This window comes from Paenibacillus sp. 01T47, assembly GCF_056398245.1.
In genome coordinates this window covers 36,446-51,524 of sequence record NZ_JBFTPA010000013.1, presented here as the reverse complement: position 1 = coordinate 51,524, position 15,079 = coordinate 36,446, and the positions used below count along the sequence as shown (strand labels likewise).

At 46.9% G+C, this 15,079-nt stretch carries 12 protein-coding genes; 4 read left to right on the top strand and 8 right to left on the bottom strand.

Annotated elements, in window-relative coordinates:
* Positions 1-50 precede the first annotated feature (50 nt).
* From AC1DOV_RS22690 to AC1DOV_RS22680, 3 genes are all read right to left on the bottom strand, one after another.
* Positions 51-1,517 (bottom strand): ABC transporter substrate-binding protein, encoded by a 1,467-nt coding sequence (locus AC1DOV_RS22690; RefSeq protein WP_441877191.1) that lies wholly within the window; start codon positions 1,515-1,517, stop codon positions 51-53.
* A 195-nt stretch (positions 1,518-1,712) separates the two neighbouring features.
* Complete coding sequence (locus AC1DOV_RS22685; protein WP_441877194.1) at positions 1,713-3,233, bottom strand: response regulator; 1,521 nt, start codon at positions 3,231-3,233, stop codon at positions 1,713-1,715.
* The gene (locus tag AC1DOV_RS22680) at positions 3,226-5,145 is read right to left on the bottom strand and encodes a sensor histidine kinase (protein ID WP_441877197.1); all 1,920 of its coding nucleotides are present in this window, start codon (positions 5,143-5,145) and stop codon (positions 3,226-3,228) included. The genes AC1DOV_RS22685 and AC1DOV_RS22680 overlap by 8 nt, the downstream gene beginning before the upstream one ends.
* A gap of 106 nt (positions 5,146-5,251) precedes the next feature.
* Here AC1DOV_RS22680 and AC1DOV_RS22675 point away from each other — a divergent pair, with 106 nt between their 5' ends.
* The 4 genes from AC1DOV_RS22675 to AC1DOV_RS22660 all read left to right on the top strand — a co-directional run bounded on the left by AC1DOV_RS22675 (position 5,252) and on the right by AC1DOV_RS22660 (position 7,836).
* On the top strand, positions 5,252-5,494 hold the full coding sequence (locus tag AC1DOV_RS22675; protein ID WP_339207313.1) for a hypothetical protein: 243 nt from the start codon (positions 5,252-5,254) through the stop codon (positions 5,492-5,494).
* Positions 5,495-5,644: 150 nt separating this feature from the next.
* The gene (locus AC1DOV_RS22670) at positions 5,645-5,953 is read left to right on the top strand and encodes a hypothetical protein (RefSeq protein WP_441877200.1); all 309 of its coding nucleotides are present in this window, start codon (positions 5,645-5,647) and stop codon (positions 5,951-5,953) included.
* A 144-nt stretch (positions 5,954-6,097) separates the two neighbouring features.
* Positions 6,098-6,931 (top strand): non-homologous end joining protein Ku, encoded by an 834-nt coding sequence (gene ku / locus AC1DOV_RS22665; RefSeq protein WP_441877203.1) that lies wholly within the window; start codon positions 6,098-6,100, stop codon positions 6,929-6,931.
* Complete coding sequence (locus AC1DOV_RS22660) at positions 6,931-7,836, top strand: ATP-dependent DNA ligase (protein WP_475446736.1); 906 nt, start codon at positions 6,931-6,933, stop codon at positions 7,834-7,836. The genes ku and AC1DOV_RS22660 overlap by 1 nt, the downstream gene beginning before the upstream one ends.
* Positions 7,837-8,112: 276 nt before the next feature.
* Here AC1DOV_RS22660 and AC1DOV_RS22655 read toward each other — a convergent pair whose 3' ends face one another.
* The 5 genes from AC1DOV_RS22655 to AC1DOV_RS22635 are packed head-to-tail and all read right to left on the bottom strand — an operon-like array spanning position 8,113 to position 15,077.
* On the bottom strand, positions 8,113-9,150 hold the full coding sequence (locus tag AC1DOV_RS22655; protein WP_441877209.1) for a glycoside hydrolase family 18 protein: 1,038 nt from the start codon (positions 9,148-9,150) through the stop codon (positions 8,113-8,115).
* Positions 9,150-11,795 (bottom strand): transglutaminase-like domain-containing protein, encoded by a 2,646-nt coding sequence (locus AC1DOV_RS22650; protein WP_477551152.1) that lies wholly within the window; start codon positions 11,793-11,795, stop codon positions 9,150-9,152. The genes AC1DOV_RS22655 and AC1DOV_RS22650 overlap by 1 nt, the downstream gene beginning before the upstream one ends.
* 6 nt (positions 11,796-11,801) lie before the next feature.
* Positions 11,802-12,827 (bottom strand): carbohydrate-binding family 9-like protein, encoded by a 1,026-nt coding sequence (locus tag AC1DOV_RS22645; RefSeq protein WP_441877214.1) that lies wholly within the window; start codon positions 12,825-12,827, stop codon positions 11,802-11,804.
* Positions 12,828-12,878: 51 nt separating this feature from the next.
* Complete coding sequence (locus AC1DOV_RS22640; protein ID WP_477551151.1) at positions 12,879-13,757, bottom strand: sugar phosphate isomerase/epimerase family protein; 879 nt, start codon at positions 13,755-13,757, stop codon at positions 12,879-12,881.
* Positions 13,758-13,790: 33 nt separating this feature from the next.
* Positions 13,791-15,077 carry an alpha-L-fucosidase gene (locus AC1DOV_RS22635; RefSeq protein ID WP_477551150.1) on the bottom strand — a complete coding sequence of 429 codons (1,287 nt, stop codon included), beginning with the start codon at positions 15,075-15,077 and terminating at the stop codon, positions 13,791-13,793.
* Positions 15,078-15,079 lie beyond the last annotated feature (2 nt).

The following is a 15,079-nucleotide window of genomic DNA, read 5'->3' as shown; positions in this document are numbered from 1 at the left end:
GCAAAGGTATGAAACGAATGCCGTGCATTCGCTTCATACCTCCCGCATGTTTACTTGTTCGCCGCTTTCCATTCGTCAAGCTGACGTTGTGCTTCAGCCATGATTTTATCAAGTCCAGCTGCTTTAAATTTCTCATTTGCACGTTTGATGTAAGTCTCAGGATCAACTGTTCCTGTCATAAGCGGTGCCCAGAACTCTTCTCTTACGTTTTGTACGGAAGCAATTTCTGTCGTTACTTTCGACGGATCGAAGTTGAAGCCAAGAAGAGGTGCTGGTGTTCCTGCATCGTTAAACTTCTTGAACTCTTCCCACTTGTTCGTAGGATCTGTTGTATTCAAGTACGTAAGCATCACGTTGCCGAGTGAGAATGTTGGCATGTCATAGTTTTTTGACTCATCAAGGTTTTCCATAACATTGTCGCCTGTTTTCTTGTAGTGAACGTTTTCGATACCGGAATCAATCATGTTGCGAAGCACAGGATCTGTGTTCAGCAAGTTTAGGAATTCCATTGCTTTTTCAGGATATTTCGAGTTAGCCGAAATAGCTTGCATCGAGCCCATAACAGACCAGTTGTAAATAAGCGCTTTGCTTGCAGGAGTTGAAACTACTGGGTAGCCATAGCTTGCAGACCATAGGTTGTCAGCGAAAGGCTGAGTTGTCGCACGGTCTGAGAACCATTTGCCAGTCGTTTGAACATCTGTCATCGAATCCATTGTTGCTGCTTCAGTTGGAATGTAGCCAGCTTTATAATATTTGTGCATTGTAGTCAAAGCTTGTTTCATTTCTGGTGTATCTAGAACGTTAACCAATTTGTAATCCTTTGTATCGAGGGAAACAGCCATTGGCAGCTTCTCGATTACATAGTCATATGGCACGTAAGGCATTTGGTTTTTATCAACCGCGAAAGGATATACGCCTTGTTCGTTTTCTTTGATCGTTTTGAGCAATGGCTCAAGGCTCTCAAGTGTGTTCACTTTTGAAATATCGATTTTGTATTTGTCCACATACTGCTTGTTAAAGCGCCATACTTCTTGTGCTGGCAGCTCTTTGTTAGCAGGGATACCATAGTTGTGGCCGTCAATTTTGGAACCTTCAAGGAAGGCAGGATCAAGTGTATCGACGATGCCTTTACCGTGCGATTTCAACAAATCATCGATTTGCATGAATGCGCCTTTTCTTGCGTTCTGCACGTAATCAAACGCCCATGAAGACGTAAACATAATGTCTACTGCTTCACCGGAAGCCGTCATAACTTGCAGCTTCTGTGAGTAATCGCCCCAGTCGATCATGCTCATTTTAACCGTAACACCAATTTTTTCTGCTGTATATTTGCTTACTTCCTGCATAACCTTGTCCACATCTTTTTGAGGCGTACCAATTGTGTACCAGAGCAGTTCTACTGGTTTCTCGGCAGTGCCTTCACCTTCGTTTTTGCTTCCGCCGCACGCGCTAAGCACGATTGACATGACCAGCATCAGCGCAAGCGCCGGCATAAATCTCTTTTTGTTTCTAATCATTGTAAGTCCTCCCTATGTCTAGTTACGAAGCACAATTCAATTGCGTAAGCATACGCTTACTTTATTGCTCTGACCTTAATTCGCGATGCGTTTTAGGGCTAACTTAAAAATAACGGATGTAACGGTTTTCAAATAGGGAACAAATTAAAGGTATGGTGTACAAATTAAAGAAAGAAAGGACAACTCCATCTTGCATTAGAGTAGTCCTTTGTAATCAGTCGGCGAAATGCCAACATATTTCTTAAATTGCTTGTAAAAATATCCAGTTTCCCAGTAGCCGACTTGAAGCGCAATTTCCTGCACCTTCAGATTCGTCTCCTTCAACATTTCCTTAGCCTTGCCTATTCGATATTTGTTTATGTACTCGGTAAAGGTTTCATTTGTCTCCTTCTGAAACAGATGTCCGAGATAAACAGGATGGATGTTGTATTGCTGGCTGAGCGATTTGAGCGACAGCGCCTGGGCGTAGTTCTCATGCACATATCCGAGCAGCAGCTGAATGATTGGGCTTTTCACGTCGCGCATAAGCGAATCCACCGTCAAGGTAGCTGCTTCTTTGACGACGGAGGAGAGCCCTTCAATCGTCTCGGCTTGCATGATTTGCGTGAAACCTGCTTTGAACAGCTCAGGCTGATCTGCCTGCTTAATTTCTTTGAGCTCCATTTTGAACCGTATCATCATCTCAATGGCCATACTTTGAATATATTCCGGCGTAACGCCGTCCAGCGTCTGATAATGCTCAAATTCAGCATCGATTGCCGCATGAAGCTGCTCTAGATCCTTCGCCTTAATCAGCTTCGAGAATAAGGACCAATTCAGCGGCTGCGACGTTACATTCTCAATGCTGTTCTTCTCCGACAACAAGCTATAGTCCAAAATAGCCGGCTCGTCGGATAATAAGAAATATTCCTGCGCTTTCTTCGCATGCGCGTAGCTTTGCGGCGCACCCTCGCCTACCGCCTCCACACTGCCAAGCGAAATACGCATCGGGCTCGGAGCGAACCGCTTCTGCATATTTTCAAGCATACTTATCGCCTTTTCCTTACCCTGCTCCTTGTCCTCCAGCATAAACACGATAACCAAGTCGCCATCAATGTCCACAAACGGCAGCATCGACGAATCTTCCATGGCAAGCCGCTGTACGGCTTCATAGGACGGCTCGAACTGACTTTCCGTTCGAATAATCGCAGTCACAAGATAAGGAGCATCCATCCGGATTTCAAGCATATCGGTACGTTCGATCAGCTCATTAGGCGCAATGCGTCCAGTCAGCCACCGATACAATATATTATCCCTAAGAATTCGAATATCATAATCACTAAATAATCGGTCAGGCCTTGTCGTGTTCAATTTGTCGATTGTATTAGCCAGCGTCTCTTGCAGCTCGTCAATATTAATCGGTTTAAGCAAATAATTTTCCACACCAAGCTTTAGCCCTGACTTGATATAGTCAAATTCGTTGAAGCCGCTCAAAATAATGACCTTCAAATCCGGCCGGAATTGCCGTGCTTCACGAATCAATGTTAAGCCGTCCATCACAGGCATTGAAATATCCGTAAGCAAAATATCAGCCGATGACTCCTTTAACGCTTCAAGCGCATCCTGGCCATTCTCCGCTGCACCGACGACTTCAAGGCCAAACGCCGCCCAATCAATAATGTCGTACAAGCCTTCTATAATAAACGGCTCGTCATCTACAAGAAATACTCTATACATGCTGCGCCTCCTCTAGCACTGGGAATTCAATCGTTACGATCGTTCCGACGCCTGGCGTGCTGTTAATTTCAACACCATATTCCGTTCCGTACAGCAGCCTCAGTCTCTCATGCACACTGCGAAGACCAAAAGAATCGCCGCTTTCCTCCAGCATGTCCATCGACTCACGAATGGACTCGAGTCGCCCAGGCGCTATACCTCTGCCATTATCCTCGACTTGAATTTGTATGCGATCCTCTATCTGCCGAACATTTATTTTCACTTGGTTATCCGGCCTGCGCGCTTCTAGACCATGTACAACGTAATTTTCAATGATCGGCTGCAGCGCCATTCGCATTATATTTTTGCTTGCCAAGCTCTGATCGCAATGAATTTCGTAAGAAAGCTTATCCTTATAACGAATCCGAAACAGCTCCAAATAGAGGCGCGAAGTTTCTAGCTCATCCTTGAGCGTGTTTTCACCTTTGGGCTGAACGAAGCTTTTGAATAACACCGATAAGCTGTATATCATTTCGCCTACGTCCTTCGCTCCTTGCGATACGGCCCGCATCCGAATCACTTCGAGCGTATTGTACAAAAAGTGCGGATTCACTCTAGCCTGCAGAGCAGCAAGCTCTGTATGCTTTTGTTTAATCTCCGCTTTATAGACGCGGTCGATATGCTTTGTCAGCTCGCCGAGCATATCGTTAAAGCTTCTGGAAATTTGCCCAAGCTCGTCCTCTTTCTCGTCTTGGATGCGTGCGGACAAGTCGCCGTTCTCCACTTTGCGCATAAATCGTATTATTTTATTCGTTCGTTTCGCGAAATTGATAACAACCAAGGTCGGAACTAGCAGCACCATAATGATACAAATGATACTAATCAATGTAATCGTGTGCTTCAAGCCTTGATAGGCAGCAGCTACCTCCGCCTTTGGCGCTACACCAACTACGGTATAACCCGCTTCGGTTTGCGTGAACATCTTGACATAAGATTCCTGCTCAAGCATCACAGTGTCATTCAAGGAATCAATTTTATCGATATAAGGGTACCGTTTACCATAAAAGTTGTCTGAGGAATCGAAGAGCACTTCCCCTGTTGGTCCGAGGACAAGAATGTAGCCCTTTAATTGCTCTTTATAGCTCTCAAGTGCTTTTTGAATCCGTTCTGAGTTGAAATAAACGAGCAGCTGCCCTAGGTTTTTCAACGTATTTTTGTCCGTAATGGGGACACGTATCGCGAATAGCTTTGGATCCTGCTGTCCAATTGCCGTTCGTACCCATGCATTCGGCAGCGTTACTTTACTTGCTTCCATCGCCATGGCATCCGGGATATAGGAATGTGCGGCATTCGTAGATATTAACTTCGTTACATGCCCCTGCTTGTATGCGTACAAAAACTGCTTTTCCGAGCTGTATAGCAGCAGGTTCTCGATATCGGCATCATTTTCAACCTTATTTTCAAAATAATCCAGCCCCTTCGGCATGTCGATATTAATAGAAGAGGCATATTGATCCAATTGATAATTGATGTAATCCTCGAACGGATTTTGAAGAAAGTAAGTAAGATGAAGAGATAAGGCTTCATTCCGATACACATCAAGCATAATGGACTCCACCGATTCAAATTTACGAGCCATGTAACTATTCACGCTATCGATCGCTTTTTTCTGATTTTCAAGCTCATTGCGTACAATCGATTCTGACATGACATTAAACATAAAATACGAAAAGGTTACGATCGTCACTGTTGTGATCAATGCAAACAACAAAATCATTTTCATGAAAAGATTATTTTTGACATAGTTGCGGTACAAGCTTTTTGCCTTCAAAATAAGCTCCTTTCCCGTGAATGATCGTTGCTCTATAGGTTGATCGGAGTTCACGATATGGGGTACAAGGTTTAATAATACTTCAGTATGATTTGCTGGCACAAGTATGCTCCTTAATAATCGGCAATTGAAGGGTACGGTTGAATGGCGCCTCGGAAGGGGCGTATAATGTAAAGGTGAGAGAATCCGCAAGATTGGAGATGAGAGCATGACAATTGGTAAAATGCTTCGAAATGTTTCCGTCGGACTGATATTCGGCATACTGGCCATTGGATTACTGCCGTTTCTGGTCATCTTTAACTGGGCGGAGATGCTCAATCTTGTCGAACTCGAAACCTCGCCATTATTTATGCTTCTTGGACGATTTATTAGACCGACCGTTCGCAAGAAAAGCATGAACAGCGTGAACAGCATGGACAGTCAGGAACACAAACAAGAGCTCAATCAATAAATAAGCAGCAGCCTAAACCGTTTGCATGAACGGAGACCCGGGAGAGCACCTTATTTTGGTGGCATTCTTCCGGGTCTTTCTTTCTCGCTTAAACGAGCGATTTATAGTAAAATGGGGCGATGCAACACTATACGATTATGAGGTGCCCTTATGTCCATTAGCTTCACAACATCCATTATCAGCCGCTTAAAAAGAGAAATCGCTGACATGCAACAGCAAACCAGCAACGATAAAAGCAAAAAAGAGAAAGCTCTCTCTAAAATAAAACAACTGCAAAAAAACATCAAAATGAGCTCTTCCCCCACCGACCTTAGCAGCAAGATGACTCAAATTACGAAATTAAACGAAGAGGTAGCCAGAATTGATGCTTCGCAGGCTGCTTTAACTAAACAATTAGCTGCAAAAAATGCAGAGCTTCGGCAGCAGCTTGCCAAAAACGAGCAAAAAAGCGAAAAATAGCTTTAGCATAGAGACCTTTCACAAGTTCAAATGAGCTTGCGAAGGGTCTTTTTGTTATCGGCTTGATATGGTGAGATTGTCCATTCCTCGTATACTTTAACCAAACGCGCGCATCCTATGGAAAAAAAGCAGGGCGGGGATTGTATGCATACAGTTTGGAAAGGTGCGATTAGCTTTGGATTGGTTCATGTGCCTGTTAAAATGTTTACAGCAACAGAAGATAAGGATATTCATTTCCGCCAAATACATAAGGTTTGCGGCATGCCTATTTCCTATGTGAAGACTTGTCCTCACTGCGATGAAGCCGTTAAACCAGAGGATATCGCTAAAGGTTTTGAATACGAGAAGGACAAGTTTGTCCTCTTTAATGAAGAGGAGCTTGAAGCGCTAAAGCCTGAATCTGCACGGGTTATTCAAATTCTCGACTTTGTCGATTTAACGGATATCGATCCTCTCTATTATCAAAAAGCATATTACCTCTCCCCCGACATGTCAGGGGCTGGAGCTTATACGCTGCTGCTTGAAGCAATCAAGCAAACAGGTAAAATCGGCATCGCCAAAATATCGATCCGCAGCAAAAGCAGCTTGGCGGCGATTCGCGTTGTCGGAAACTGCTTATGCATGGAGACAATGCATTATCCAGATGAAATTCGGCCGCTAGCAGAAGTGCCTAACCTGCCTGGGCTTTCTAATGTCAATGAAAAGGAACTGCAAATGGCCAAACAGCTCATTGAGCAGCTGTCTGAACCGTTTCATCCTGAAAAATATACCGATGATTACCGGGCTGCCATGCTTGAAGCTATTCAGCATAAAATGGCGGGCGAAAGCGTTGATATGGTTTCGGCTCCGGCTGTTGGTCGGACAAATGTCATTGACTTAATGGCAGCGCTTCAAGCTTCCCTCGAAGCGGCCAAAACACCACCTGCTGCTCCAAAGAAAAGGAAGAGCACCACTAGAAAAACGAAGGATGCCGGATAATGAACACGATGTCTTTGCTTCCTCTGCCGAAGGTGCCCATGGCGCCAGTTACTTCACCCGATATCCCTACTGGCTCGGAGTGGGGATATCAAATCAAATGGGATGGCGTTCGCACGCTCGCTCGATTAGATGGCAGCGGCGGTGTTGAACTATTTTCCAAACGAGTAGAGCCGAGAAATACCACTTTCCCTGAAATTGTAGCTCTCTTGTCTCCGCTGCGTGTTGGGCCTTGCATCCTTGATGGTGAAATCGTCTATTTTGACGGTACTCGTCCAAACTTTCAGCGCAGCCGCCTAGGTGTACAGAAAAGGTCAGGCAATGATGATCTCTTATTCGTCATGTTTGATATGCTCAATGATAACGGTGAAGATTTGCGCAGCTTTCCCTTCCGTGATCGTTACAGCAGGCTTGCTGCCAAGTTTCCTGAAAAATCGCCGCGCCTGTTCGTCACCGACTTGTTTGATGATGGTCAGTCCTTATGGGAATGGCTTATCGAGCGGGAGTGGGAAGGGCTCATATCGAAGCGTCTGGATAGTCCTTACAGCGAGGGCAAAGGCCATAAAGATTGGTTCAAGAAACGGAAGGAAGTACGAATCGTCGCGGACGTTGTTGGGGTGAAATTAAGGGATGGCCTCGTGTCGAGCCTCGTGCTGCAATATGAGAATAAATATATTGGGCATGTGTCGGGGCTCGACAACGCGTCCAAAAAACTGCTGCTCCAGTTCATGCATGACCACCCGGGAGATTGCCCCTTCCCGTCGCTTTCGCAAGGCATGAAGAAATCCGACGTAGTCTGGCTTGCCGTACATTTCCCATGCAGGGTGACCGCACTCGAGTTTACGGATACGGGCCTGCTTCGCCAGCCGAAACTGCTAGGTTTCGGTGCGGGAGACGGCGAGGTTTAGCGCTGATGAGAAGTTTGATCGGACGATTAAAGAGGAGGTTGCCCCACAAGATCATACTACTTGCGGGACAACCTCCTCTTACACTTTACCTCCCACAACCCGCCAAATACCCCACTATTCGCTGATTGAGTAAAAATAGCGCTAGAATCTAGACCTATTTTCAACAAACATGAGCTTTTCGCGGAAATAGGTCTAGAAAGTAGGCTTATTTTGAAAAACTGACTTCCTCTTGTGCTTCAGAGCCGCACCGTACCGCAAAGCAACTTCCCAATGCAGCTACTCCTTAAGTCCTTCATATATCGCGTGGAGCAAACGGTGCGTTTCATCGCAGCTGTATTCCCAGAACATTACGCCGCCAAGCTCACTCGCTTTCACATACTCACATTTATGATGCAGCGATTGTTCGTCGTCATAGGAGATAAAGCTGCTTCCGTCGTAGAGGTATGGCGCCTTCGCTTCGTCGTCCCAATATCGAACATAATTGTTTTTATTGATGTATTCCGCAGCAAGCTTGGTGAAATCTGGTCCATATCCGCCTGTGCTGCCCGCCATTTGATGAAGCCCATTCGCACGATTAGGAACGTTATGCCAAACCCGAGTATAAAACGCCGCGCCAATAACGATCTTTTCCTTCGGCACGCCTGCTCGGATGAACAAGTTAACGGATGCATCCGTACTGATGCGGAATAAATCCCCGGTTGGAGTATACAGATTCGTATGATGCCCCGTTAAAATTTGAAATCCACCGCGCATATCATAGGTCATCAGCTGAACAAAATCCAAGTATTGCTGGACTTGATCCATTTCCGTACCGTCTACGTAATATTGGTCCGCGCCTGCCGCAATCGTAAGCAAATAATGTTTTCCGTCACTTGCGCCCTTCTCGTCCAAAGCTTCGCGGATGGTTTTGAGCAGCAGAGTAAAATTGGTCTTATCATCTGGACTCGACGCTATGCCCGCTTCACCATAACAAGGATATTCCCAGTCGAGATCGACTCCATCGAATGGAAAGTTGGTTAATACACGAACCGCCGAATCTGCGAAGCGGCTCCTCCCTTCAGCGGTAGATGCAGCTTCAGAAAACCCGCCTGCGCTCCATCCGCCGACAGACAATAGAATAGTCAGCTCTGGATGCTCGTGTTTAATCTTGCGAAGAACATCAATATTTTTCAAATGCTCTGTAATAATTTCATCATTGCGCACATGGCCAAATGCCACATTCAAATGGGTAAGCTTCGTTAAATCTTCCCGCGTCATATCTGGAAGCTTCGAATCTGATGCATAACCCGCCACAATATATTTTCGACTTGCCATTACGTATCACTCCGTTTCGTTGGCTGCTGCCATATGCTAGTGAGAATCTGCAATGCTTCTTTTCCCGTACCGATCTTATATCCTGATGCTGTATAACGAATTTGATCTTGGTTATCCAGTACGAGCAGATGCGGGAAACCCGCTTCGCTAGCTGGCGGCACTGCTATAAAGTCCGGCAAAGACGCATAAGTGGAATCACGAACAAACACGGTACGCGAAGGCAATCCCTTATAACGAGAAGGATCAAAAGATGCCGTCCATTCGGAATCACCTACGACAAGCACAATCGGCGCTCCAAGCTCGGTCAAAGGCTCAGCAAGCTCGCTAAGTTCACGGAATAAATGTTTGGTAGGCTCACGTTCTGGCTCCAGCCAAGCAACAATCGCCCCATTCATACCGATAAGCTCACCAATCGATTGGTCTGAACCATCGAGCATCGTAAACGTATCGTTTCTGTTCAGCGTCCCGAGTACTGGAATACCTTGCTTCGCACTTCGGAAAGTCAACGGAATATCCATTTGTTCTCCTGCACGCAGCTCAAAATAGGAAAAGCGAACGCATGCGGTACCATCCTTTAACCGAATACCTGTGGTCAATCGATAGCTGCCTTGCGCAAGCTCGAACGGCTCATCATATACATCTGATTTACCATTAGGGTAGACCAACGTTTTATATATGCCGTTCTCCAGCCGGGCGAACGTGAAGTTCTCAGAGTATGAAGCTGCCGGAGCTTCATCGGATGACTTGTTATCTTTAAGAAGTCGCAGCTTGCCGTTTTCCTTCTGCTCCAATTGCTGCATCGCTCGATTTGCAAATAACGCATCCTGCCAGCCACCGTTAGCCATCGCCATGTATTGCGGCTTCTGCTCACTCGGATGCAAGCGTGCTGGAATGCCTATGCTGCGGCAGATCGCCACAAACATAATATCGAGAGAAGCCTGATCCCCTTTCTTGATCTTAAAGGTACCAACTGGGTTGCCTCTGCCCTTCAGATTAGGAAGGTCCTCCCACAACGACCACTCTGAATCCAGATGGCGTATAAGCTCAGCAGTATTTTGCCGGAACGATACCACTTGGGCTTCAGTAAACACCTCTTGGAAAAAATGCTTATAAGGCACGATCATTTCATATAACACTCGCGGACAAAGGATATACCGCAAGAAGATGTCTTCGGGAAGCTCGCCGCGCTGCGACAGAGAACCGATGAGATGATCGTCAAGCTCCTTGCGGAACGAATCGGAAAGATCTTTCTCGTTCAAGCTCTCCAGCAGCTTAAGCGGCCATTCTCCAAATTCAGCGGAGCGTTCCTGCAAGAAGGCTGCGATCTCGCGGCTATTTCCCCGTGCCTTACGCAGCACATCCCACACCCGCTCCTGCGGAAGACCAGCAGCCGCGGCAATATCCGACGCCTGCGCTTCGCTTAGAAATGTTTGTTCATAGCTGCTGCGGATGTTCGTGCCTTCTTCCAGGCGGCTATTATGCCGCTGAACCTTCTCCTCGGAAAGCAAATCGAGAGCTTTACCATTACGTTCAGGAGGTGGAACCATATCAAAGTCAGTTATCACTTCGGGCTGCTGCACTTGATCCAGAACGATATCGAAGCGCACACGATCACTAACTGTAATCTTCTTTTCTCCCCACTTGCCATCCATCACAGCACGAATCAACAGATCTCCGTAGCCTGTCTTAAACGCAGCCTCACCCAGCTCGTTTGTCTTCAGCTCAGCAATCGGATAAAATTCAGCCATATTGTAGAGCTCGAAATAAACATTCGCGCCGCTGACCGGTTGGTTCAGCTCATCCTTCACAGCGACAGTGATGCTTCGAGTAGGCGCATAACCTTCAAGCAAATTAATTTCTGTAAACCAATTATCCGCAAGCGTAATATCCTCAGGGCCCGGGTAATTTGCGAATACCCGAGTATTGATCAGCATTGCCCGCCGGGCTGGAGGAGTGAACCAGCCTTGATCAAGGCGAGCTTCCGGCTCACAGGCGCCGATATAGTGCCACTGCCCGTCAGCCCAAGCTTCTACCCAAGCATGGTTATCGTCACAATGTGCCCAGCGCGGGGTGTACACTTGGCGAGCAGGAATGCCAATGCTCCGAAGCGCTGCAACAGCAAGTGTCGATTCCTCACCACACCGGCCTCGAGCATTTCGAATCATCGTAAGCGGCGAGATCGTCCGCAGATCGCTGCCAATGTAGTTCGCCTTCTCATGGCACCAGTAGTTCGTCTCCAGAATCGCATCTTCCATCGACAAATGCGCGGTACGCTCCGCCAGTTCACTGTACAAGATACCGCGTGAATCCTCGATGTTCTCCGTGTTCACACGGTAGGGCAACACAAAATGCAGGAAGAGATGATCCGGCACCCGTTTCCCCCAAGGCACTTTTCCCCGAATGTCCAGCGTCTGCCGCACATGGCTTAGAAATAACGTACCGTCATAATCAGCCATATCGTTTACAGGCATATAGGCGTACAAATATTTGAGCGCCCATGTCTCTTCATCCGTCAGCGGCTGCTGAAATATATCGAACAGCTCATGCTCTCTCGCCTTAGCTAGCAGCTGCTTCTCACGAAACTTGCGTTCAATCAGCTCCATCGACGCTTGCTCTAATGAAAATACAGAGGTTTGCAATGTCATGCGTACTCACTCCTTCCATAGCTTTCCGTCTTGCCTAATGCAGAAGCTCGACTTCCCATCGCTAGACAGCGTTGTGATTTGGAACATGGAGCGGGTCGTCTCAATGACAGGCGTTATGCTCCACTGCTCCCCGCCATGCATCAACGATCCCGCATCCGCAGTAAATTCACCGTGACTTGCGAAGTAATTGCGCTCACGATAATAGAGCTTGCGCAGCTCCCACTTTATGCGTTCATCCGGCGGCTGTTCGAACGAATCCGGGCCATCTTCCCCTGCAAACATGACATAACCCCATAGCTCAGGATAATGCATATTAATAAGTCCCATCGGAGACCATACCCAGTTGTCCTCTGGATAGGATTTGCCCGTATCCGGATTGATGATCTTGCGGTATTCGCCATCCTTCACTTCAACGCGCCATTCAACGCGGGAGAAATTGACGCGCCAAAACTCGCCATTTACTGGCGCTCTGCCTTCAGGCGCGCATTCGCGCAAGCTTTTCCAAGGCATCGCTACCTCAATGCTCCACTTCCGATTCGCTGCTTCCGGCCGATTCAGCTCGCCGTCAATATGTACGGCTGTCTGAAGCCCGTTAATGTCCCAGCCGTTAATCGGCGGACCACCGTCGCGGTATGGCTTAACCAGCAGCAGGTCCCACACGGTATTCAGCGCGTTAATTTCAAACTCATAATAATTGTGGCTGTCGCCATCGGGATCAATAAATATTTCAAAATCATTATCATAAAAAATGACCGAATCCCGCTCCGTCAACGTCGCCCAAATCTCGTCTTCAATCAATTCTGCCGCAAAATAGAAATAGTCGTCATCCCACAGCATTTTCACGCGGGTCTGCTTCGCAGGTTTGGGCCGAAGATCGCCTTCAATATCTACAAAATCATCCGTCCAGTCCGCTGCTGCCCAGAACGGCTTATCTACTCGCCCGTCAAGAATTAGCGGCTCCGCCGCGCGGCGACATACATAATGTTTGGGTGCATATTCGATGTTCGGTTCCTGCAATCCGCTTAAATTCATGTTATCCCTCCGTTTGAATTGCTATGAATCTATGAAAACGATGAAGCTCGCTTAAAGTACACATTCATGCCAGAAGCGGCGCAGGTTGTCCATCGCAATGCGGGAGGCGGATTTGCACTCTTCCATGCCTTCGAATTCGATCGTCATATAACCATCGTAACCCGATTCCTTAATAAGCTTGACGATTTTACGGATCTCAATATCCCCTTGACCTACAATCGCCCCGCGCAGGTAGTTACCGTTCGAGGTCAAAAACCAATCACCGTCACCCGGATGCTGATCATATGGACGGAAGTAGAAATCTTTGAAATGGATAAGTGATGCATAAGGCAAGTTTTTCTTAACGCCGATGATCGAATTCTCATCTACGCACATAAAGTTGCCAATATCGAGAGTCGTCTTGAAATTCGGCCGGTTTACCGCATGAAGAACACGTTGAACCCGGTCGCTGGACTGTACGCTGAAGCCATGATTCTCTATCGTCGTTGTAATGCCGTATTGCGCGGCATAGTCCGCGATGAGCTGGCTGCCCTTCACCATGAGATGCAGGTTCTCCTCGAACCACTGAATCGTCATCTTCTCCGGTGGAATGGTGAAGGCGGTTACATCATGCCGCATATGATTCATGCCGAGTCGATGCACAAGATCAACATGCAGCTTGACCCGCGTGACTTCCTCTTCAAACAATTGCTCCGTATCCTGCACGAAGTTCGCCGGCATCGAATAGTTGGAGAGGGCAATGCCAACCTCCTTTGCTTTCTCACGTACAGCATCCGCCAGCTCAGGGTTGTCAACGAGCGTATAGCCATATGGAACAATCTCCATATGCTCGCCGCCGTTACCCGCTATCCAAGAGATGGCATCAAGAATGCTCATCTCTCCCGATTTTATGGCGCTTAACAAGCTGTAAGAACTTAATCCAATTTTCATCGTTTCTTCCTCCTAAGTAGACAGATCACTTGATTAGTTATGCGTTACAACTGCGCCTGAACCACCATACATATCAAGCTCCTCATCAAATTCCAGCTTAAGCACGGTCACTTGATTGTGAGTGTCTTCCGCTGTCAGATGAATCCATGTCGTCCCCGGAATATTGAACCACGGCACCCCGCCATGAATTTCATGCGTAAGCTCTTTGCCGGAATGCAGCACCGTAATCTTTTTGACCTTGTTGCATAATCCCTTTAGGCATACATTCTCTTTCGGATCATCATACACAAACAGATACAGTGACTTTTTATCTTTGGATATGGTGCTGCCGCCCAAATAATAGCGGGTCATAATGCCTTCATCCGTCCCAAACACCGCTTCTTCGTGCGTTCGAATCCATTCGCCTAATCCCAGCAAAATATCCTCTTGCCGTTTATCTACCGTTCCATCCTCCATCGGCCCGATATCAAGCAGCATGTTGCCGCCTAGGGTAATGCAATCACAGAACATTCGAATGATTTGATTTAATGATTTATATTTATCGTCCGTCGGCACATACCCCCACGAACTATTAATGGTTGTGCAAAACTCCCAAGGCCCCTCCGGCCGCGTTATCGGAATCCCTTGCTCCGGCGTCTTGTAATCCCCGTAACCTTGCAGGCGTGAGTTGATAATAATGTCTGGGTTAAACGATTGCAGATATTGCTTGAATTCGGGCAAATTCCACTGCTCAGCGCTGCGTTCCCAATCGCCGTCGAACCAAAGAAGATCAACCTTCCCATAGTTCGTTAAAACTTCCCGCAGCTGATCATTGTTAAACTTTAGAAAAGCATTCCACTTTTCTTCATCCTGAACACCATCTATCGGGCTCGAAAATTTATTAACCTTAGACAAGTCATCCGGCACCTTGCCGCCTTCAAACACAGATGGATAATCGGGATGCGACCAGTCGATAAGTGAATAATACATCCCAAGTCGAATCCCTCTTTTCGTGACGGCTTCCGCATATTCCTTGATCAGATCCCGCTTTGCCGGCGTTTTCTTCACAACGCTAAGGTCACTGTACTGTGTATCAAACAATGCTACGCCATCGTGGTGCTTGGTCGTAAGCACTGCGTACTTCGCTCCCGATTGCTCAATTAAATCAGCCCATTTGTCCGCATCGAACTTCGAAGCCGTAAAGCCGTCCAATTGTTTCATATAATCGTCATAGCTCATTCTTCCGTTATAGAACGACCATGACTCCGATACACCATCTACTGCATAAATACCATAATGTATAAAAATACCTAGCTTAGCTTCCTTAAACCATTGCTGCATAG